The 21,195-nt window shown below is 68.8% G+C and carries 16 protein-coding genes and 1 tRNA gene; 9 read left to right on the top strand and 8 right to left on the bottom strand.

The window, feature by feature from the left end:
* Positions 1–99: 99 nt before the first annotated feature.
* On the bottom strand, positions 100–846 hold the full coding sequence (locus DNK89_RS07195; RefSeq protein WP_370220891.1) for a Smr/MutS family protein: 747 nt from the start codon (positions 844–846) through the stop codon (positions 100–102).
* Between the two features lie 191 nt (positions 847–1,037).
* Positions 1,038–1,751 carry a DNA repair protein RadC gene (gene radC / locus DNK89_RS07190; RefSeq protein ID WP_056641656.1) on the bottom strand — a complete coding sequence of 238 codons (714 nt, stop codon included), beginning with the start codon at positions 1,749–1,751 and terminating at the stop codon, positions 1,038–1,040.
* A gap of 97 nt (positions 1,752–1,848) precedes the next feature.
* Here radC and DNK89_RS07185 point away from each other — a divergent pair, with 97 nt between their 5' ends.
* On the top strand, positions 1,849–2,313 hold the full coding sequence (locus DNK89_RS07185; protein WP_015012908.1) for a peptidylprolyl isomerase: 465 nt from the start codon (positions 1,849–1,851) through the stop codon (positions 2,311–2,313).
* A complete protein-coding gene (gene ispH / locus DNK89_RS07180; RefSeq protein ID WP_110959513.1) occupies positions 2,313–3,308 on the top strand; it encodes a 4-hydroxy-3-methylbut-2-enyl diphosphate reductase in 996 nt (331 codons plus the stop codon). The genes DNK89_RS07185 and ispH overlap by 1 nt, the downstream gene beginning before the upstream one ends.
* A gap of 129 nt (positions 3,309–3,437) precedes the next feature.
* On the opposite strand, the gene DNK89_RS07175 is transcribed toward ispH, so the two are convergent.
* Positions 3,438–4,169: an HPP family protein gene (locus tag DNK89_RS07175; RefSeq protein ID WP_110959512.1), complete on the bottom strand. Its 732-nt coding sequence runs from the start codon at positions 4,167–4,169 to the stop codon at positions 3,438–3,440.
* A gap of 166 nt (positions 4,170–4,335) precedes the next feature.
* On the opposite strand from DNK89_RS07175, the gene DNK89_RS07170 reads away from it, so the two are divergent.
* The 5 genes from DNK89_RS07170 (at position 4,336) to mnmH (ending at position 9,161) form a co-directional block, all read left to right on the top strand.
* Positions 4,336–5,277, top strand: coding sequence for a threonine/serine dehydratase (locus DNK89_RS07170; RefSeq protein ID WP_110959511.1), 942 nt, complete (start codon positions 4,336–4,338; stop codon positions 5,275–5,277).
* A gap of 32 nt (positions 5,278–5,309) precedes the next feature.
* A complete protein-coding gene (serS, locus tag DNK89_RS07165; protein ID WP_110959510.1) occupies positions 5,310–6,626 on the top strand; it encodes a serine--tRNA ligase in 1,317 nt (438 codons plus the stop codon).
* Positions 6,627–6,659: 33 nt separating this feature from the next.
* Positions 6,660–6,749: transfer RNA gene (locus DNK89_RS07160), tRNA-Ser, on the top strand.
* A 253-nt stretch (positions 6,750–7,002) separates the two neighbouring features.
* Positions 7,003–8,055: a selenide, water dikinase SelD gene (selD, locus tag DNK89_RS07155; protein WP_110959509.1), complete on the top strand. Its 1,053-nt coding sequence runs from the start codon at positions 7,003–7,005 to the stop codon at positions 8,053–8,055.
* Positions 8,055–9,161, top strand: a complete 1,107-nt coding sequence (gene mnmH / locus DNK89_RS07150) for a tRNA 2-selenouridine(34) synthase MnmH (protein WP_110959508.1) — start codon at positions 8,055–8,057, stop codon at positions 9,159–9,161. The genes selD and mnmH overlap by 1 nt, the downstream gene beginning before the upstream one ends.
* Positions 9,162–9,164: 3 nt before the next feature.
* Here mnmH and DNK89_RS07145 read toward each other — a convergent pair whose 3' ends face one another.
* The 5 genes from DNK89_RS07145 to DNK89_RS07125 form a co-directional block, all read right to left on the bottom strand.
* Positions 9,165–11,501, bottom strand: coding sequence for a CHASE2 domain-containing protein (locus DNK89_RS07145; RefSeq protein WP_110959507.1), 2,337 nt, complete (start codon positions 11,499–11,501; stop codon positions 9,165–9,167).
* A gap of 103 nt (positions 11,502–11,604) precedes the next feature.
* Entirely contained in the window at positions 11,605–13,347 is a 1,743-nt protein-coding gene (locus DNK89_RS07140) for a FecR domain-containing protein (protein ID WP_110959506.1), read from the bottom strand.
* A gap of 52 nt (positions 13,348–13,399) precedes the next feature.
* Positions 13,400–14,098 carry a response regulator transcription factor gene (locus DNK89_RS07135; RefSeq protein ID WP_110959505.1) on the bottom strand — a complete coding sequence of 233 codons (699 nt, stop codon included), beginning with the start codon at positions 14,096–14,098 and terminating at the stop codon, positions 13,400–13,402.
* Positions 14,099–14,216: 118 nt separating this feature from the next.
* Complete coding sequence (locus tag DNK89_RS07130) at positions 14,217–15,224, bottom strand: formylglycine-generating enzyme family protein (RefSeq protein WP_203422232.1); 1,008 nt, start codon at positions 15,222–15,224, stop codon at positions 14,217–14,219.
* 47 nt (positions 15,225–15,271) lie between these two features.
* Positions 15,272–15,532, bottom strand: a complete 261-nt coding sequence (locus tag DNK89_RS07125; protein ID WP_110959503.1) for a hypothetical protein — start codon at positions 15,530–15,532, stop codon at positions 15,272–15,274.
* Positions 15,533–15,711: 179 nt separating this feature from the next.
* On the opposite strand from DNK89_RS07125, the gene DNK89_RS07120 reads away from it, so the two are divergent.
* Together DNK89_RS07120 and DNK89_RS07115 are read left to right on the top strand one after the other, a co-directional pair.
* Positions 15,712–17,715 (top strand): CHASE2 domain-containing protein, encoded by a 2,004-nt coding sequence (locus DNK89_RS07120; RefSeq protein ID WP_161958926.1) that lies wholly within the window; start codon positions 15,712–15,714, stop codon positions 17,713–17,715.
* A gap of 35 nt (positions 17,716–17,750) precedes the next feature.
* Entirely contained in the window at positions 17,751–21,167 is a 3,417-nt protein-coding gene (locus DNK89_RS07115) for a FecR domain-containing protein (protein WP_161958925.1), read from the top strand.
* Positions 21,168–21,195: the final 28 nt, after the last annotated feature.

Here is a 21,195-nt window from a genome sequence, read left to right as displayed (position 1 = left end):
CGTTCGCAGCGCCGCCACGGTGCGGTCTGTTGTAGGGCACTGAGTTGCTCTGTTTTTGATAGCTGCAAGCGCAAATGGATCTGGCGCTTGCGGCTATTTTTATGAATTTTTGCGCAACACGGGTTGCAGCAGCACCACCAGGGCGCCCGCGCCGCCGTCCATGGGCCGCGCCTGCACGAAGGCCAGCACCTCGTTCTTCTGCACCAGCCAGCGCTGTACGCGGCCCTTGAGCACAGGGCTTTTGCCGGGCGAGCCCAGTCCCTTGCCATGCACCACGCGCACGCAGCGCAGGCCGATCTTGTGCGCCTGGCGGATGAATTCACCCAGCGCCTCGCGCGCGTCGTCCACACGCAGGCCGTGCAAGTCCAGGTGGCGCTGAATGCTCCAGTGGCCTGAGCGCAGGCGGCGCGTCACTTCCACGCCGATGCCGGGGCGGCGAAAGCTGAGCTGGTCGTCGGTGTCCAGCAGGGTGCTCACGTCGAAGTCGTCGCTGATGGATTCGAGCAGCACCCGCTCCTCGTCCAGCCAGTGCTGCACCGGCAGCGGCGGCGGCTGGTGGCGCCGCAGCCGCGCCACATTGGGGTTGCGCAGCGGGGTGACAGGGCCCACGCTGCGGCTGAAGAGGTGGCGCTCGGCCTCGGCCCGTGCTGCCGCTTCGCGCCGGGCTTTGTCTTCGGCCTCGCGGCGCTCCTGCTCCTCGCGCAGGCGGCGGGCCACGGTGGCCAGGTCCTGCAGCTGGGTGATGCGCTCACCCGCACTGCGCGGGGCCGGGGGGGCACGGCGGCGGGGTGGTGAAGGGCTCGCTGCGGCTGTGGGCCCAGCGGGGGCCTGGCGCAGCGGGCGCATGGCCGCTTTGGCCGCCGCCTTTTTGTCGCCCAGGCCTGCACGCCGGGCGGACCGGGGTGCGCTGGGGGCCGGGGCCGGGGCGGGGGCTGTGGCTTCCACCGGGGGCGCCTTGCCGGGAACAGCGCGCGCAGCACGCGCCAGCGCGGCTTGCAGGGCCGTGGGCGGCTGGGCGGGTGTGGGGGCTGGGGCGGTCACACCAGGCCCTTTTCAGCCATCGACAGCGCCTGGCCCGGTGCCACGATCACATGGTCGAGCACGCGCACGTCCACGAGGGCCAGCGTCGTCTTCAGGGTCTGGGTCAGCGCCTCATCCGCACGGCTGGGTTGTACGCTGCCGCTCGGGTGGTTGTGGGCCAGCACCACGGCGGCGGCCTGGTGGTGCAGGGCGCGCAGCACCACCTCGCGCGGGTACACACTGGTCTGCGTGAGCGTGCCGCGAAACAGTTCCTCCAGCGCGAGCAGGCGGTTCTGCGCATCGAGGAACAGCACCGCAAACACCTCGTGCCCCTTGGCGGCCAGGTGCAGCTGCAGGTAGTGCTTGACGGTGTCGGGCGAGTCGAACACTTCGCGCTCGCGCAGTTGCTGGGCCAGGGCGCGGCGGGCCAGCTCCAGCACCGCCACCAGCTCGGCCCGCTTGGCGGGGCCCAGGCCCTTGATGCGTTCCAGGTCGGCCGCGCTGGTGTGCAGCAGCCCGGCAATGCCGCCAAAGCCGCCGGTGACGGCGCCCGTGTCCGGGTCGATGCCGGGCGGGTCTAGCAGCTCCTGCGCCATCTGCAGCACACCCTTGCCCACGATGCCGGTGCGCAGCAGGATGGCCAGCAGCTCGGCATCGGCCAGTGCGGCGGGGCCGCGTGCCAGCAGTTTTTCGCGGGGCTGGGCGTCGGCGGGCAGGTCTTTGAGGGGCATGGCGCGAGGAAAGTACGTACGGGGCAGGGCACCGATGGACCCAGCCGATAGGGGTTTCCCCGGTTTTCTACAATCGGGGCAGTTTATCGGGACTCTCATGACCTCTATTTCCACCCCCCTTCCCACCGTTCAGCCGGGCTCCTTCCTTACGCTGCACTACCGCCTGGCTGGCCCAGCGGGGGATGTGATCAACACCTTTGCCGACAAGCCGGCCACCCTGTCGCTGGGCACGGGCGAGCTGTCGCCCGCCATGGAGCAGCGCCTGTTGGGCCTGGCCGAGGGCACGCGCACCACGTTCGAGCTGCCTGCAGGCGAGGCTTTTGGCGAGCGCAACCCCGACATGCAGCAGTGGGTGGCGCGCAAGCTGATGAACGAGCTGGGTGACCCCGACGAAAAGTACAACGTGGGCGATGTGGTTCAGTTCCCCACGCCCGACGGCCAGGGCAGCTACGCCGGGGCCGTGATGCAGGTGCGTGAAGACGGCGCGGTGCTGTTCGACTTCAACCACCCACTGGCGGGCCAGCCTGTGACCTTTGAAGTGCAGCTGATCGGGATCCTGTGATGCTGGCGCCGAAAGAAATCCTGCTGGCCGAGCCGCGCGGCTTTTGCGCCGGTGTGGACCGCGCCATCGAGATCGTGGAGCGTGCCATCCAGAAGTTTGGCGCCCCCATCTATGTGCGCCACGAGATCGTGCACAACACCTACGTGGTGAACGACCTCAAGGCCAAGGGCGCGATCTTCATCGAAGAGCTGTCCGACGTGCCCCCGGGCGCCACGCTGGTCTTCAGCGCCCATGGCGTGAGCAAGGCGGTGCAGCAAGAGGCCGAGGCGCGGGGCTTCAGCATTTTTGACGCGACCTGCCCGCTGGTGACGAAGGTGCACGTCGAAGTGGCCAAGCTCGCTAAAGAAGGCTACGAATTCATCATGATCGGCCACAAGGGCCACCCCGAGGTCGAGGGCACCATGGGCCAGCTCGACCACGGCATCCACCTGGTGGAAGACGTGGAGGACGTGGCCCGCGTGCAGCCGGCACAGACCGAGAAACTGGCCGTGGTCACGCAGACCACGCTGAGTGTGGACGACGCGGCTGAAATATCTGCCGCCGTGCGGGCGCGCTTTCCGAATGTGCGCGAACCCAAGCAGCAGGACATCTGCTACGCCACGCAAAACCGGCAGGACGCCGTCAAGGTGCTGAGCCCGCAGGTGGACGTGGTGATCGTGGTGGGCAGCCCCACCAGCTCCAACAGCAACCGCCTGCGCGAGCTGGCGGCCAAGCTGGGCACCACGGCCTACATGGTGGACAGTGCCGACGAGCTGCAGGGCGAATGGTTCAAGGGCCTTGCACGCGTAGGGCTGACCGCCGGAGCCTCGGCGCCGGAAATCCTGGTGCAGCAGGTCATCGACCGCATCAAGGCGCTGGGCGCTGTGTCGGTCCGCACCATGGCGGGCATCGAGGAAACCATCAAGTTCCCGCTGCCCAAGGGGCTCAAGATCGACGCGGCCACGGGGCTGGAGATTCGTGAGCGCACGCCAGAGACAGGTCCATCGGCCCACTGACGGTGGCGTGAAGGGCCGCCGGTGATCGTGCAAGGGCGCCAACAGGCGCCCTTTTTATTCACTCCTGAATTGATAGCGGAAGGCGCATATTCTTCTAGCGCCAGCGGCCATTTTTATTCAAATATTCCCTTACAGGGGCACGGCGGGCCCGCTCCACAGGTCCAGTGGTGGGTCGGCCGCCACTGCGCGCAGGATGTCGGTGCGTGAAATGAAGCCCGACAGCACGCCCGCCTCGTCCGTCACCGGCAGGCCGGGCAGGCCGGTGTCCAGCAGCACGGCAGCCACGCGGCGCAGTTCGGTGTCGGGGGACACCGTGGGCACCGGGCTCACCATCACCTCGGCCACCGGGCGGCGGGCCAGGTCGATGGCCTGCTTGACGGCGCCGGGCTCGGGCAGCAGATCCAGCGGCGCCATGTCGGCCCTCAGCAGCAGACCGATCACGCGGCCCAGCGCGTCCACCACGGGGGCCTGCGCCACCCGGTGCTCGGCCAGGGTCTGCCAGGCATCGTTCACGCGCACATCGGGCGCCACACTCACGCCGCCGGTGGTCATCACATCGCTCACCTTGGTCAACGGCTGGCGGGCACTGGCCTGGGGGCCTTGCTCCGTTTGCGCGTAGGCGCTCACGGCGTCCTGCAGGCGCAGGTTGACGACGGCGCCGGGTGCCGCCGCATGGGTGTGGTCGGCGGCGGTGGGGCGGGGCGGGGCCGTGAAGACGGGCACCGGCTGCCCGTCTTGTGCATCCATGGCCCGCGTGCGCAGGGCCTGCGGGCGTTGCACGCTGCGCACTGCAGAAATACGTGCCAGGTTTTCGGGGCCGCCCCGGTACATCTGGCCCGACGGGCCGAACACAAAGAACATGCTTTTCTCCTGTGTGCAGAACCGCCGGACGGGTGGGTTTGGAACTGCTTTGCCCATGTTATCGGCAGTTGTGGGGCGCACGTGCAGTCCACGTTGTGTCTGCATGTTGCGGGCAGCCCCTACACTGCCCCTTCTTTTGACACCACCTGCCATCCGGAGCCCCTGCATGATCGACCGCGCCGCCATTGCCGCTGCCCGCCGCCAACTGGCCACCCAGCCCGACTTTTTGCGCACCACGCCGCTGATGCGCCTGTCCGGCAAGTCCTTGGGCATGGACTGTGCCGAGGTCTGGCTCAAGCTGGAGCATCTGCAGGTGGGCGGCAGCTTCAAGGCGCGCGGCATGCTGTATCGCCTGCTGGCCAATCCGGTGCCCGAGAGCGGCGTGATCATCGCCTCGGGCGGCAACGCGGGCATTGCCGTGGCGGCTGCTGCCCAGGCCCTGGGCGTGCGCTGCGAGGTCTTTGTGCCCGAGGTCTCGCCAGAGGCCAAGCGCGCTCGCCTGCGCGCCCTGGGGGCGGAGGTGGTCGTCACCGGCGCCGCGTATTCCGAAGCCTTTGAAGCCTGCGTGGCCCGCCAGAAGACCACCGGAGCCTTGCAGGCCCATGCCTACGACCAGCCCGAAGTGGTGGCCGGCGCGGGTACCCTGGCGCTGGAGATGGAAGAGCAGGGCGGCCGCCTGCCCGACACGGTGCTGGTCAGCGTGGGCGGTGGTGGCCTCATCGGCGGTGTGGCCGCATGGGTGGAAAGCCGCGCCCATGTGGTGGCGCTGGAGCCCGAACGCGCACCCACCCTGCACGCCGCGCGGGCTGCGGGCCACCCGGTGGATGTGGAGGTGGGTGGCGTGGCTGCTGATTCGCTTGGCGCCCGCCGCATCGGGGCGATCAGCTGGGCAGTGAGCCAGCGCCATGTGCACGACGCGCTGCTGCTGCCGGATGACGCCATCCGCGCTGCCCAGCTGTGGCTGTGGAAGGAGCTGAAACTGGCCGTGGAACCCGCCGCCGCGCTGGGCTTGGCAGCTTTGCAAACCGGCGCCTACAAGCCCCAGCCGCAAGAGACAGTGGCCCTGATTCTCTGCGGCGCCAACTTTGACCCCGCCAGCTTGGCCTGAGCCTGTGCCGACCACCCCCTTAAAATCCTGCAATGCTTGACATTCTTCTCCTCCGCAAAGACCTCGACACCGCCATCGCGCGGCTGGAAACCCGCAAAAAGCCCCAGGCCTTCCTGGACGTCTCCGCTTTCCAGGCCCTGGAGTCCGAGCGCAAGACGCTGCAGACCCGCACCGAAGAGCTGCAGGCCCAGCGCAACCAGCTGTCCAAGCAGGTCGGCATGCTGATGAGCCGGGGTGACAAGGACGGCGCCGAAGCCGTCAAGGCCCAGGTGGCCGAAGGCAAGGTGGAGCTGGAGCAATCGGCTGCCCGCCTGGAGCAGATCCAGTCCGAGCTGCTAGCCATGCTGGTGGCTGTGCCCAACCTGCCGCACGAATCCGTGCCAGTGGGCAGCGACGAAGCAGGCAATGTCGAAGTGCGCCGCTGGGGCACGCCTGCGAAGTTTGATTTCGAAGTCAAGGACCATGTCGATGTGGGCACACCGCTGGGCCTCGATTTCGACATGGGCGTGAAGCTCTCGGGCTCGCGCTTTACCGTGATGAAGGGCCCGATTGCTCGCCTGCATCGCGCGCTCAGCCAGTTCATGCTGGACGTGCAGACGCAAGAGCACGGCTACACCGAGTGCTACGTGCCTTACGCTGTGAACGCCGACTCGCTCAAGGGCACGGGCCAGCTGCCCAAGTTCGAGGGCGACCTCTTTGCTGCCAAGAAGGGCGGCCAGGACGGCGAGCCCGTGCCGGACAACGCGGCGCTGTACCTCATCCCCACCAGCGAAGTGCCGCTGACCAACTTCGTGCGCGACGTGGTGGTGGCCGAGGCCGACCTGCCCATCAAGCTCACGGCCCACACGCCATGCTTCCGCTCCGAGGCTGGCAGCTACGGCCGCGACACGCGCGGCATGATCCGCCAGCACCAGTTCGACAAGGTCGAAATGGTCCAGATCGTGCACCCCGACAAGAGCTACGAAGCGCTGGAGGAAATGACCCGCCACGCCGAGGCCGTGCTGCAAAAGCTGGGCTTGCCCTACCGCGTGATGAGCCTGTGCACGGGCGACATGGGCTTTGGCGCCGCCAAGACCTACGACCTGGAAGTGTGGCTGCCCGCGCAGAACACCTACCGCGAAATCAGCTCGGTGAGCAACTGCGAAGCGTTCCAGGCGCGCCGCCTGCAAGCCCGCTTCAAGAATGCCCAAGGCAAGAACGAGCTGCTGCACACCCTGAACGGTTCCGGCCTGGCCGTGGGCCGCACCCTGGTGGCGGTCCTGGAAAACTACCAGCAGGCCGATGGCAGCGTGACGGTGCCCGAGGTGCTGCGGCCCTACCTGGGCGGCACCGCCGTGCTCAAGCCCTGAAAATCTGGCTATAATCGAAGGCTTCGACACACAGGAGAGGTGGCAGAGTGGTCGAATGTACCTGACTCGAAATCAGGCGTAGTGGCAACACTACCGTGGGTTCGAATCCCACCCTCTCCGCCAGCATCAAGGCCCTGTAGCTATTTAATCGATAGCACAGGGCCTTTTTCTTTTGGGGCTGCAGGAACACTACAGGCGGCTGGATAGCCCGCTTCGGGCGCTGCGGTTGAAGAGACTCGCAGATTCGCCATTGTGTGGACATCACCATGCAGATGCGGGAGTGACAGGGTATTGATTGCGATGCATGGCCGCGTTTCCCTGCAGCGCCAGAATATGGGTTGCGCGGCCCGCGGCTGCTGTCACGAAAGAACCTCGCATGCTCCCAGAGACCTTGACAACCTCCCCCATCCGCCTGACCGAGTACAGCCACGGCGCAGGCTGCGGCTGCAAGATCAGCCCCAAGGTGCTGGACGTGATCCTGGCGGGCAGCGGGGCGCAGCACTTGGACCCCCGGCTTTGGGTGGGCAACACGTCGCGGGACGATGCGGCGGTGTATGCCCTGGATGCGGAGCGCGGCGTGGTCTCCACCACCGATTTCTTCATGCCCATCGTGGATGACCCGTACGACTTCGGGCGCATTGCTGCCACCAACGCGATCAGCGACATCTACGCCATGGGCGCCGATCCGCTGATGGCCATTGCCATCCTGGGTTGGCCGGTGAATGTGCTGCCGCCCGAGGTGGCGCGTGAGGTGGTGCGCGGGGGGCGTGCGGTGTGCGACGCGGCAGGCATTCCCCTGGCGGGCGGGCATTCCATCGATGCGCCAGAGCCCATCTTCGGCCTGGCGGTCACAGGCATCGTCGAAAAGCGCCACCTCAAGCGCAACGACACGGCCACGGCGGGTTGCCGCCTGTATCTGACCAAGCCCCTCGGTATCGGCATCCTGACCACCGCCGAAAAAAAGGCCAAGCTGCGCCCCGAGGATGTGGGCGTGGCGTGCGACCTGATGTGCACGCTCAATAAGCCAGGGAGCCGATTCGGCCGGCTGGCCGGCGTGCAAGCGATGACGGATGTGACTGGCTTCGGTCTGTTGGGGCACCTGGTCGAAATGGCCGAGGGCAGCGGCTTGAGCGCCGTGATTGACTACGCGGCCGTGCCGCGCCTGGAGGGGGTGGACTACTACATGGACCAGGGCTGTGTGCCCGGCGGCACGCTGCGCAACTTTGACAGTTATGGCGCCAAGATTGCGCCCCTGACGGAGGTGCAAAAGCACTTGCTGTGCGACCCCCAGACCAGCGGGGGGCTGCTGGTGGCCGTGAGCCCGGAGGGCGAGGCCGATTTTCTGCAGGTGGCCGCAGAACTGGGCCTGGCGCTGCAGCCCATCGGTGAGCTCACCCCGCGACAGGCCTTTGCCGTCGAGCTGCGCTGATGCCCACCAACCTCACGGACTACCGGCACATCTTTTTGAACGATGTGCCCATGATGGATGTGCGCGCGCCGGTGGAGTTTGGGCAGGGCGCGTTTCCTGGTGTTGCCAACCTGCCCCTGATGGACGATGGCGAGCGCCAGCAGGTGGGCACCTGCTACAAGCACAAGGGCCAGGAGGCCGCGATTGCGCTGGGGCACCAGCTGGTGTCGGGCACCATCAAGCGCCAGCGCATCGAGGCGTGGGCGCAGTTTGCGCGGGCGCATCCGCAGGGCGTGCTGTACTGCTTTCGTGGCGGGTTGCGCTCGCAGATCGTGCAGCGGTGGTTGCTGAACGAAGCGGGCATCGACTACCCCCGGGTGGTGGGGGGCTACAAGGCCATGCGCGGGTTCCTCATCGGCACCACGCAGACTGCGGCGGCGGAGTGCGGGTTTGTAGTGCTCAGTGGCCTGACCGGTACCGGCAAGACCGAAGTGATTGCGCAACTGGCCAATGGCTTGGACCTGGAAGGCCATGCCAACCACCGTGGCTCCAGTTTTGGCCAGCGCGTCAGCGGCCAGCCCACGCAGATCGATTTTGAGAACCGGCTGGCCATCGATGTGCTGAAGAAGCGTGCGCAGGGCCACGAAACCTTTGTGCTGGAGGACGAAGGTCGCCACGTGGGTAGCTGTTCTGTGCCGCTGGAGCTGCGTCTGCGGCTGGAACGGGTACCCATCGTCTGCCTGGAGGATGCTTTTGACGCCCGTGTGGAGCGCATCCTGCGCGACTATGTGCAGCAGCAATGCGCTGATTTTGTCGCGATCCATGGAGAGGCGGCGGGGACCGACCTGTTTGCGGCGCGGCTGCTCGACAGCCTGAGTAAACTCGCCAAGCGCCTAGGCGGAGACCGCTACCAGGCGCTTCGCGGGTCGATGCAGACAGCGCTGGCGCAGCAGCGCAGCCGGGGCGATTTGTCGCTGCACCGGGACTGGATTGCTGCACTCATGCGTGACTATTACGACCCGATGTACGCCTATCAGCGGCAGAGCCGCGCCGACCGCATCGTTTTCCAGGGTGACCACCGGGCGGTGCTCGACTTTCTGCGGTCGCAGTCGGCGCCTCGCGGCTAGCTACTACGCCTCGTCGTCGTCCGACGGCGCATCCAACTGCTGCGGCAGCACCAGCCGGAACTTGGCACCCCGCCCGACATCGCTCTCCACCTCCAGCGTCCCGCCGTGGCGCAGCACTACGGTCTGCACCAGTGCCAAGCCCAGGCCCACCCCGGCGATGGCGGGGTGGCTGTGGTCGTGCAACCGCTGGTAGGGGGTGAACAGGCGGCACTGCTGCTCGGGCGCGATGCCAGGGCCCTGGTCTCGCACTGACACCACCCAGTGCGCGCCCCGCGCCACGATGGCGCACTGCACCGTGCCGCCATCGGGGCTGAACTTGATGGCGTTGTGGATCACGTTGGTCAGGGCGCGGGACAGCAGGGCGCGGTCGCCCAGGCAGGGCGCAGAGTCTGGCGTGGCCACCGTGCGCACGTCCACATTGCGGTCGCGGGCCAGGGTCCAGAGGTCGTCGGTGGTTTCGGAGAGCAGGGCTGCCAGGTCCAGCGGCGCCATGCGGTATGGCTGCGATTGCGCGCTGGCCAGTTGTACAAAACTCTCGGCCATGCCCAACGAGGCCTGCGCGTAACGCTCAATGCGCTCCAGCAACTCCTGGTCCGACAGGCGGCCGGGGTAGGCGCGCTGCATTTCCAAGAGCGTCAGGATGGACGCGTTGGGCGCGCGGATGTCGTGCGAGATGAAGTGCATCGCCTGGTCACGTTGCTGCAGCGCGCGACGCATCTCGGTCAGGTCCACCAGGGTCAGCAGCCAGCCTGCATTGGCCAGGTTGGTGAAAGGCTTGCATTGCACCAATAGGTTGCGGGCCTGGGCGTCCGTGCCCTCGGCCTGCTTGGGCAGGGTGCCATGCTGCAAGGCCGCCTGGGTGACGATTGGCGCATCGGTTCCTGACTCGACCAGATCAGCCAGCAGGTCCACCACCGACAGCCCCTGCAGGGTGGGCTGGGTGGTGCCTCCCAGATGCTGGCGGGCTGCCTGGTTGGCCAGCAGGATTTCACCGTCGGGGGCGCAGACGATGGTGGGGGAGGGCAGCTGCTGCAGGCTCTCGCTCACAAACTGGTGCAGGTCGCGCAGCTGGCGGGATGCGCGCTCCACGGCATTGATGCGGCGCTCCAGAAAGTCGGCGGAGTCTCCGGGCCGTCTGCGCAAGCGCATGGCCAGGCCCTGGCGTTGCAGGTTCTCCATCTCCAGCCGCAGAAAGTGCGCGGCCGCACTCAGGCGCCGCCAGCTCCACAGCGGGTAGGCCAGTGCGAGGCCCAGCAAGGCCGCTGCGGGTGCGAACTGCAAACCTGCCCACCAGGGCAGGGCCATGCTCAGCAGCAAGGTGGCCACCGCCAGTGCGGCGCTGGTCAGCAGGGCCGCCAATGGGCCAATGAGCAGCAACGCAAGCAGCGCACAGGCCACCGGCACCAGATTGAAGGCGATGTTCAGGGCCTGCGGTGCACGCACGATGCGTTCGCCGGCCAGGCGGGCATCCAGCACATGGGCCACCACCTCCACGCCGGGCATCAGGCGCGACTGCTGGCTGACGGGTGTGGCAAACATGTCGCCCAGGCCCGAGGCTGCTGCGCCCACCAGCACGTACTTGCCGTCCAGCGCCCCGGCCGGCAACTGGCCGCGCAGCACATCGATGTACGAGTAGGTGGTGAAGGGCGATGGCCCGGCGGCATAGGCGATGAGCGTGGGCTCAGTGCGCTGCCAGGGACTGGTGTCGGTGGCGCTGGCGGGCGAGCGGCTGCAGGCAGCCGCAGGTTGCCGGTCTGCCACGCACTGCAGAGCGGTGCTGAAGTGGTGCCAGGGGGCGGCCGCCGGGCCTTCCAGCAAGTACAGGCTGCGCACCACGCCATCGCTGTCGGGTGCCACATGCACGTGGCCCAGGCCGGCGGCAGCATCGGCAAAGGCGGGCCACGGCAGGTCGGCCTGGTTGCTGACGGGGCCATAGCCGCGCCGCAGCACGGGCAGCACCACGCGCGCACTGCGCCGGATGGCGTCGGTTAGCAGCAGGTCGTCCTCGGGGTAGTCCAGGTCGGCTTCGTTGAACAGCACATCCATGCCAATGGCGCGCGGGTTCTGGGCGGTCAGGCGCGAGATCAGCTCGGCATGCAGGGCCCGGCGCCAGGGCCAGCGGCCGATGGCGGCAATGCTGGCATCGTCGATGGCCACGATCACGATGTCGGGGTGGGCGGGCCGTGAGACCAGCCGCATGCCTGCGTCCTGCACCAGATGGTTGACGCGGCCCAGGCTGTCGGCGGTGCTGAGCCATGCCACCAGCGCCATCAGCGCGCAGGCCAGCAGCGCCCATTCCAGGCGGCGTCGGCGGCGGCGCAGGTGGGCAATGGTCACCATGGCAGGGGTGGTGGGGTGTGCGACGTTTGCTCAGCACGTGCCGCGAAAGCAGCACGCGCTGGTGCAACTGGTACGGCGGGGCTGAGCAGGCTCCATGGCCCGCTCAAGGCCGGCCCACGGGTGTGCCGCTGCTGGTGGACACCGGCAAGCCCGCACCCGTGCGGATGCCCGTGCCCACGCGCATCTTGCGCGGTGGGGAGAAGTCGCTCTCCAGCCCACTGGCGTCCAGCACCTGAATGCGCACCAGGTACTCGCCGGCAGCCAGGTTGCTGGCCGTCCAGGTCGGGGCGTCGAGCACGGTGTCCTCGGCAACCTTGGCAAAGTCCAGGTCGGTGGCCTCGGTGCGCTGCAGCCGGAAGCGCTGGCCAGCCTGGGCAGGCCAGTGCAGGCGCACGGTCGGATCTCCGTCCTCTGCCTGCAGCGCCTGCAGGGACAAGGCGGTCGGCCGGTCGGCCACAGTGAAGGGCTGTGGCGGCGCAAACGGTCCCTGGTCTGCCTGCCCGTCGGGCAGCGCCAGCAGGCTGGCGATGCGCCAGAAGTAACTGCCTGCGGGCAGCGCCCCCAAGGGCAGGCGGCATTCGGTCAGGCGCTGCTCGTCGCGCAGGGGCTGGGTGAACTGGGCGTCGGCGGCCACCTGCACGCGGTACCAGCGCACGCCGGGGACTTCCGTGCAGCGCAGCTCGGCCGCGCCGCTGGGCACCACCGCGCCAGGCGCAGGGTGCTGGTACAGCGGTGCGACCGGGCGGGTCTTGACGGTGAACGGCTGCACGGCCGGCAGGCCCGCAATGCCCGCATCGTCCAGCGCCCGCACGGCCAGGTAGTAGCGGCCATCGTCCAGCGCCTTCCAGCGCAGGCGGCCATCGGGGAAGCTGCCGTGGCGCAGCACCTGGGTGAAGGCGGGGTCTTGCGCCACCTGCGCCACATAGCGCGTGGCGCCTGCGGCCATCGGCAGGTCGATGGCCAGCAGGCCTGCATCGCCCAGCGTGGTGGGCATGCCGGAGGTATCGGGGGCGGGCAGCAACGCGCGGGCGGCGCCGATGGTGCCATCGGTGGCCACCGCCAGGCCTTGTCCAGGCGTCAGCAGCGCAGTGGGCGCCTTGAGTGCGGCACCGGGCTCACTGTCGGTGTCGCGCCGCGACTGCACGGCCACCGAGCCATGTTCGACCGACGCCGTGGTCTGGCCCGAATCGGCCAACGCCACGCTGAACTGGGTGCCCCGCACGCTGGTCACCGCCAGCGGTGTGCGGATCTCCATGCGGCGCAGCGGCTCGGCGCTGGGGGGCACGGTCGATTCCACGCCGCCCTTGTGCATCTCCAGCACTGACTGCACGCTGCCTGCGCGCCCCCGCCGACGCAGCTGGCGCAGCTGTAGCTCGGACTGCGCCTGTACCCGCACCACGGTGCCATCGGCCAGCTGCACGGCCACGAACGACTCGGGGCCCACCTTCAGCTCGGTGCCTTCTTCCAGCTTGCTGCCGGTTGCGATGGGGGCGGGTGTGCTGCTGCCCCGCGCCTGCGCCGTGGCCTCGCCCTGCACAAACTGCACGGTGGCCGATTCGCTGGGCTGCAGCCGCACGGGGATGAAGATCAGCGAGCCCGGTTGCAGGCGCCTGGGGTCAGCCACCTTGTTGCGGGCCTGCAGCAGCGGCCACTGGCGCGGGTTGGCCAGGTAGCTGCGGGCCAGTCCTTCCAGGGTGTCGCCCTCTTTCACGGCGTGGGCAATTTCATCGTCTTGTTGGGGGGCTGCCGTGCTGGCGCCAGGCTGGGCCGAGAAGGCCGTGGTGGCTGCCAGGCACCACAGGGCTGCAACGCTGGCGTGCATGCGAAATGGCAGGGGGGTGATCAAGTCATGTCTCCTTGAGGGGGTAGTGCCCGCCAGACTCCGTCGCAGTACTGCGTCAGCCTTTGTGCTGGCCTTCGACGGCTTCAAAACGGTAGCCCACGCCATACACCGCTGTCACGATGAAACCGTTGGCGGGGCGCAGGTCAAGCAGGGTGCGCAGGCGCGAGATGTGGGTATCCAGCGAGCGCGACATCACATCGGCCACCTGGCCCCAGACGACTTCCTTGAGGTGGTCGCGCGACAGCAGTCGCCCCATGTTCTGGAACAGGAACAATGCGAGGTCGTATTCGCGGTTCTTCAGCTCCACCGCCACTCCGTCCATTTCGATGGACCGGGTTTCGGGCAGGAAGCGGTAGCGGCCAAACTCCATCACGCCGCCGGTGTTGTCGGGGTAGGCGCGGCGCAGAAGGGCGGCCACGCGGGCATTGAGTTCGCCGATGCGCACGGGCTTGACCATGAAGTCGTCCGCGCCACTGCCCAGGCCTTCGACAATGTCGCGCTCTTCTTGGCGGTGCGTGACGAACAGGATGGGTACGCGGGCCGCGACGTTCTGGCGCACCCAGCGCACCACCTCAGGCCCGGTGGTGTCGGGCAGGTGCCAGTCCACGATCAGCAGGTCAAAGGTCTCGCGGCGCAGCGTGCGCATCAGCTCCGCACCGGTCAGGTGGGTGTGGCACACATGACCCATCGCCTCCGTGGCCTGCTTGATCAGATCCAGCTGAAGCGCATCGTCGTCCAAAGCGGCTATGCGCATGGTTCTCCCCATCCAAAATCGAACTGGGCATTATTGGCGATAACTACCACGGCGCAGGCGCGCTCCGCGCGGGGCGAGAGGGGTTTTGACATTTGTTAACCCTCCCCGCGCGTGGTAGTTACCGCGCAGGGGGCTCTGCCGCTATCTCGCGCACCAGCCGCATGCCGACAAGGGTGTAGCGGGTCTGCGGGCTGTTCCAGTTGCGGTATCCGCAGCGTGCATAGAGCGCCCAGGTGTGCCACGAACCGCCCCGGCGCACACGCACGCTGCCTTCTGCCGGACCGGTGGGGTCATTGCGTGGGGACTCGGCGTAGTAGGTGTCGCCATGCCAGTCGCCCGTCCACTCCCAGGCGTTGCCCAGCATGTCGTACAGCCCGAACGCATTGGGTGCAAAGCGGCCTACCGGGGCGGTGAACGCGTACCCATCGTTGCCCGCCAGCGCTTGCTGGCGCCAGCTTGGCCACTGCGGGGCCGCAGCCTGGTCGAAGGTGTTGCCCGCAGACACCAGCTCTTGCGGGTTGTCGCCGTGGGGGTACAGGCTGCGGCTGCCTGCACGGCAGGCGTATTCCCACTCCGCCTCGGTGGGCAGGCGGTAGCGGTGGCCCTCGGTGCGACTGAGCCACTGGGCCATGGCCTGCGCGTCGTTCCAGGTCACGTTCACCACGGGGTGGTCCGGGCCCTGCGCAAAGCCGGGGTTGCGCCACGAGTAGCGCGGGTCGCGCCCCTCAAACGCATCGCCGCGCCGCGTGGTGGCTGGGTCATAGGCAGGGTTGTAGCCATAGCCCCCGGTGCCGTCGGCCTCGGACTCTGGCCGGTAGCCAGACGCCTCCAGGAAGCGCTGGAACTGCCCCACGGTGACCTCGTGCTGGCCCAGGTAGAAGTCGCGGGTGATCTGCACCTCGTGTGCGGGCGACTCATCTGCCAGGTCGGTCAGGCGCTTGCGCTCCAGTAGCGGGAAGGTCTTTTCCAGCGCCTCGATGGGGGGCACGCCCCCCATCCAGAAAGTGCCCGCAGGCACACGGACAAAGGCCATGCCCAGGCTGTTGACCCAGGGCGACGTGGCTGCGCTTGCCGGGGGCGAGGGCGTGTGCTGGCAGCCCGCCAGCAGCGCGGACAGCGCCAGCAAGGCTGCACCGCTCGCCCAGCGACGGCACGCAGGTGGGGCGGCTGGCCTCAAGGCTTGTCCTGCAGCTCGCTCACGCATTCAAACACCAGGCGCGAGCCATCGTTGCGCAACAGTTTGGCGTGCAGCGCCATGCGCTGGCATTCGCGGTTGGCCGCCGCATACGCCTGGGACGTGTCGGGCCCGTACACCGGCACGCTGAAGGTGCGGTCGCGGCCCGAGGCCATGGGGCCCGAGGGGCCGTAGGGGTTGGTTGCATTGCAGCCCGCCAGCAAGGCCAGCACGGACACGGAGGCACACAGCAGTTTCATGGAAGTCTCCCAAGCCGATCAAAAGGCCAGTTTACGCACATGCCCGGTGGCTGCCCATAGGTGTTATGCGGGGCGTTCGTAGCGTGGGCCATGCGTGTAAGCCCCCACTGTGCATGCGCAGGCACAGCCACTACAGTGGGCGCTGCATGCACGGCTGCATGCAGCGGTGGAGGGGCGGGATGGCAAGTACGCGAGCACCGGTCACACAAGACGCCTGGCGGCCCTGGGCGTTGCGGGTACTGCTCGCGCTGGGCTTACTGGCGCTGCTGCCCGCCTTACCAGTTTGGACGCCGCTGCAACGGCTGGAGCATGACCTGCTGGCCAGCTGGACCGCTGCGCCGCCGCCCGACGTGGGCGTGCTGGTGGTCGGGCTGGATGAGCCCAGCCTGGCGGCGCTGAACCTGACCCCACCCCTGCCGCGCCGCCTGCACGCACAACTGGTGCAGGCCTTGTCTGCGGCGGGCGCCTTGGCGCTGGGCATCGACATGCTGTTTGCCGCATCCCAGTCCCCTGCGGACGATGCAGCGCTTGCGGCAGCCCTGCAAGGGCGCATGCCGGTGGTGCTGGCTGCGGCCGATGTGGCGGTGAACACCTCGCAGGTGGCGCAATACCGGCAGACCGTGCCCTCGGTGTTTCCCATGGCCCGCCAGGGCAGTGTGGCGGTGCAGCCGGATGACGATGGCGTGCTGCGTCTTGCACCCGCTCGGAGCGATGCCCTGTGGCAGGAGCTGGCGCGCAGCGGCGGGCGCAGTTTTCAGCCCCCACCGCCGGGCGCGCTGCTGCGCTACTACGCCCCCGAGGTCCCGCTGCCCTACGCCCACTACACCCAGGCGCTGGAGGCCGGCCAGGCGCTACCGGCTGCGGCTTTACAGGGGCGTCTGGTGCTGCTGGGACAGAACACGCCGGTGGACGGGGTCGATCAGTTCGCCACGCCCCTGCGTGCGCTGGGCGCGGGTACGCAGTCCGGCGTGCTGGTGCACGCCACGGCCCTGGTCAATGGCTTGGCGGGGGACTGGGTGGTACCCGCCCACCCGGTAGGCCCTTGGCTACAGGCCGCGCTGGCCGTGGGCTGCGTGGCCGCCTGGACCCGGCGCTGGCGCGGTGGCCGGGCGGTGATGCTCAGTGCCGCGCTTGCGCTGTTGGCCCTGCTGGGCGGGCTGTGGGCCTACCTGGCAGGGGTGTGGTGGACGGCACTGCCCACGCTAGCGGGCCTGGCCCTGCACCTGAACGTGGGCGCCGCTGACAGCTACTGGCGCGAACACCGCCGCCGCGAACAGCTGCGCGAGGACTTTGCCCGCTACGTGCCCGTCGCCGTGGTCGATGCCCTGGTGGCCGACGGTACCCAGCCGCAACTGCATGGCGAGCGCCGTGTGCTGACGCTGCTGTTCTCTGACCTGGCAGGCTTCACCGCCGCCAGCGAGCGCCTGCCGCCCGAGGCCGTGGCCCAGGCGCTGAATGCCTACTTCTCCCGCATGACCCATACCGTGCACCAGCACGGCGGCACGCTGGACAAATTCATCGGCGACGCTGTCATGGCCTTCTGGAACGCGCCTTTGCCCAACCCCCGGCACGCAGACCGTGCCCTGGCCTGCGCGCTGGCCATGCAGGCCGACATGGTGGACCTGCGGGCCCTGTGGCGGGGCACACCGTTTGCGCAGGTGCAACTGCGCATTGGCTTGCACACGGGCGAGGCGGCGGTAGGGCACCTCGGGTCGCATGAGCGCTTTACGTACACCGCCGTGGGCGACGCCGTGAACACAGCCGCGCGGCTGGAGGGCGCCAACAAGGCCTTCGGCACCGGCATCCTCCTGTCGGGCGCCACACACGATGCGCTGCAGGCAGTGCCAGCAGGTGATGCCCCAGAGGTCCGACTAATGTGGCTGGACACCGTGGTGCTGACTGGGCGCAGCACCGGTGTGGACGTGTACACGCCTTGTGACGACGCCGCGCTGGCCTCCATCAGCCACACGCTGCGGGACCACCTTCACGCTGCGCGTTGGGCGCAGGCTCTGCAATGCTGTGCCGATGCGTGCGCGCACGCGGCCGCACATGCCCCGCAGTGGCACGGGCAGGCGCTGCGCTGGCAGGCCCGGGTGCATGCCCAGGCAGACACTACGCTGGCGGACGGCCCTGTAGCGGGCGCCACTGCCGTATTCACCGCGCAGGCGCTGGACAAGACCTGAGTCCCCGGCGCAAGACTCCCCCAAAGAGGCCCACCATGCCCATCCCCCCTGTGTCCTCCCCGTCACGCCTGGTGTGGCTCACGCCGGTGGGTGTTGCCCTGTCGGCCTGGATGGCTGCCGGTGCCAGTGCGCAATGTGCCGGGTTGCCCCTGGCGCCTGACGCAGTGGCTGCGCAAATTGTGGCGCTCAGCGGCCAAGGCGAAACGCGCCCCCCGGGCACACAGCCCTGGCTGCCTGCCACACTTGCCCAGCCGTTAGGTCCGGGCGCAGACATGCGCACACTGGCGTTGTCATCCGCCGCATTGCTGCTGGCGGACCGCACGCAGATCCGCATGTCGGCCAACGCGCAGTTGCGGCTGTGCGAGGCACAGCCCACTCGCACCCTGCTGGAGCTGGCCGCAGGCCGTCTGTGGGCACGCACCAAAAAGGCCCCGGCCAACCTGCAACTGCAAACGCCGGCAGCGCTGGCCGTGGTGCGGGGTACCGACTGGGACGTGGAGGTGGACGGAACGGGGCGGACCACGCTCACCGTGCTGTCCGGCGCCGTCGAGTTGCGCAACGACCAGGGCAGCGTGCAGCTGGGGCCCGCCGAGCAGGGCGTGGCCGAGCCCGGCCAGGCGCCCGTCAAGCGCCTGCTGGTCAACCCCCGCGAGCGGGTGCAGTGGGTGGCCGCCTACCCGGGCGACCTGACGCGTTGGACCGAGTTCCAGCCCGTTCAGACGGCACCACCCGCTCTGGCAGAGGTTCGCGCCGCATTGCAGGCGGGGCAATGGGCCCAGGCGCGTGCCCTGTTGCTGGCCCTGTCGGCGCAGGGGGATGGTGGGGCCGTGGTCGAGCTGGCCCTGGCGGACCTGGAGGTGCTGGACGGCCAGCCCGACGCCGCGCAGCAGCGCCTGGCCCTGGCCTGGCAGCGCACGCGAGATCCCCGTACCGCTGCGGGCCGCGCCGACCTGCTGATGGCGCTGGACCGCCTGCCAGAAGCGCGCACCTGGCTGGATACCACGCGCGCCGCGTCGCCCGGCTTTGCGCCATTGCTGCAGGCCGACGCCGACTGGCACCGGCTGCAAGGGCAGGGGGACGCCGCCCTGGCCTTGTACCGGCAGGCGGTGACCCACGCGGAGGGCGATGCGCAGCGGGCCGCCGCCCTGGCAGGGCTGGGCCGCGCATTGCAAGAGCGCGGAGACCTGCGCGCGGCCCGCAGTGCCCTGGCCCAGGCCGTGGCCCTGGCGCCAGACCAAGCGGCCTACCGGGGCGAAGCCGCCACGGCGGCCATCGAAGCCCTGGGCCTGGCCGAGGCGCGTACCGACCTGGATGCCGCGCTGGCGCAGTCGGGCGACGACTACGTGGCCCTGGCGGCTGCCGGACTGCTGGCGCTGCGGCAAGGCGATGCCGAGGCCGCCCGCACTGCGCTGCTCAAGGCACTAGTGATCGAGCCGCGATACGCCCGCGCACAGGTATGGCTGGCGGTGGCCGAATACACGCTGGGCGAACGCGCTGCAGCGCTGGACGCGCTGGACCGCGCCCGCCTGGCCGATGCGCGGGACCCGCTGCCCTGGCAGGTGGAGGCCATGCTGCGCAACGACAGCGGCGAGCCCGTGGCGGCCATGGCCGCCGCGCGCGAGGCACTCACCCGGCTGCCCTACCTGAAGTCGCTCAACCCGCTGGCCTCGGACAGCCAGGGCTCGGCCAACCTGGGCAAGGCGCTGGGCGACTTCGGCATGGAGCACTGGGCACGGGCCTACGCCAGTGCGTCGTACTACCCGCTGTGGGCCGGCAGCCACTTTTTTCTGGCCGACCGGTACGAGAGCGACTTCAGCCGCCGCTCCGAGCTGTTCCAGGGCTACCTCACCGACCCCACCGTGTTTGGCGCCAGCGACAAGCGCGCGCCCCTGCTGCTGTCGGAAGGCCGCGAAACATCGGCGGGGGTAAGTGCCGAGCGCAACCCGCTGCGCCACAACGCCACGGCTGACATGGGCTACCGTGGGTTCGCTGCCAGCAGCGTGCCTGTGGCCTGGCTGGTGCGGGCCAACGACGTGCAGATGTGGCCCCGCGAAGGTCCCGCCGCCACGCAGTACCGCCTGTCATCGCCCGAAGTGGATCTGGCGCTGGGTGTGCGGCCCAACGAGAGCCTGTCGCTGTTCGCGCTGCACAGTGACACCACCTTGCGCTACCGCTTTCCGCAGGGGCTGGACTTTGGCAACGGCATCACCTTCACCGGCGGCGCCGAGACGCGCACCCGCCGCACCGACCTGGGCGCTGCGTGGCGCTGGTCGGCCGACAGCCAGACCTGGTTCAAGGTGCACAGCGGGCGCCAGACCTCCGGCCTGGTGCTGGACGATGCGCGCTGGGGCCCGCAGGACTACCGCTATGCCAGTGACGAGCATGGCCTGTTCCTGCGCCACACGGTGCTCTGGGGCGCGCACCGCCTGAGTGTGGGCTGGGAGCGCGTGGACCGGGACACCGTCAGCGCCATCTCCGACCCTGGCATCACCACACCGCGCACCAACGCCGAGCGCTACCACATGCCCTGGGTGGCGGGCGAATGGCGCAGCGGTGCCTGGACCTGGATGGCCGAGGCGTACTGGCCTCGGTTCACCACCCGGCAGCGCGACCGCTATGCAGACACGGCGACGGGGCAAGACCTGCTGCCCGCGCAGGACGACGGCGCGGCGCACCACCACCGGCTGCTGCCGCGCCTGGGCGCCAGCCTGCGCCTGGGCCAGGGCCGCGCACTGCATTGGGCCTGGCAGGAGAGCGTGCGGGCGCCCGGCACGCACACCCTGTCGCCCGTCGCCACGGGCGCTATTGCCGTGGACAACCAGTACCTGCTGGCAGGCAGCTACGCCCGCAAGCACGCGGTGCAACTGGACTGGGAGGCCAGCCCCACCACCTTCTGGGGTGCCAGCCTGTCGGGGCAGCGCATCAGCAACCTCGTGGCCGCCAACGGTCGCCTGTTTGCACAGAACACGGGTGCGCTGTTCGACAACGTGGCCACCATTGCGCCCGTGGTGCTCAATGCCCAGACCACGCTCAACACCTATGAGGAAACGCCCCTCTTCGGGCAGGGGCAGCTGGCGCAGGCCACGGTGTCCGTCAACCATTTGCTGGGTCCGCGCTGGAGCGTGCTGGGCAGCTACATCCACACCACATCGCGCAACACCGGGGCGGGTCTGGAGGGGCGTTGGCTGCCCGGCTTTGCCCGCCATGTGTTGCTGGGCCAGACCACTTGGCGGCACGAGGCGCGCAGCTTTTCGCTGCTGCGCCTGACCTGGCGCGGCATGCGCTACAGCGACGAGGCCAACACCGTGCAACGCGCCCCGGGCTGGAGCCTGGCCCTGGCCCATGGCTGGGAGTCGCAGGACCGGCGTTGGAGCTTCACCGGCACGGTGCAGACCGGGCTGCGCACCGGAGAGCGCCCCACGCTCTGGGCCCTGGTGCGGTACCGGAACTGAAGGAGCGCCCAGTATGCAGAGGGGCCTT

This window comes from Acidovorax sp. ST3 (assembly GCF_003231145.1).
Classification (GTDB): domain Bacteria; phylum Pseudomonadota; class Gammaproteobacteria; order Burkholderiales; family Burkholderiaceae_C; genus Acidovorax.
This window is presented reverse-complemented; position numbering and strand designations above follow the sequence as displayed.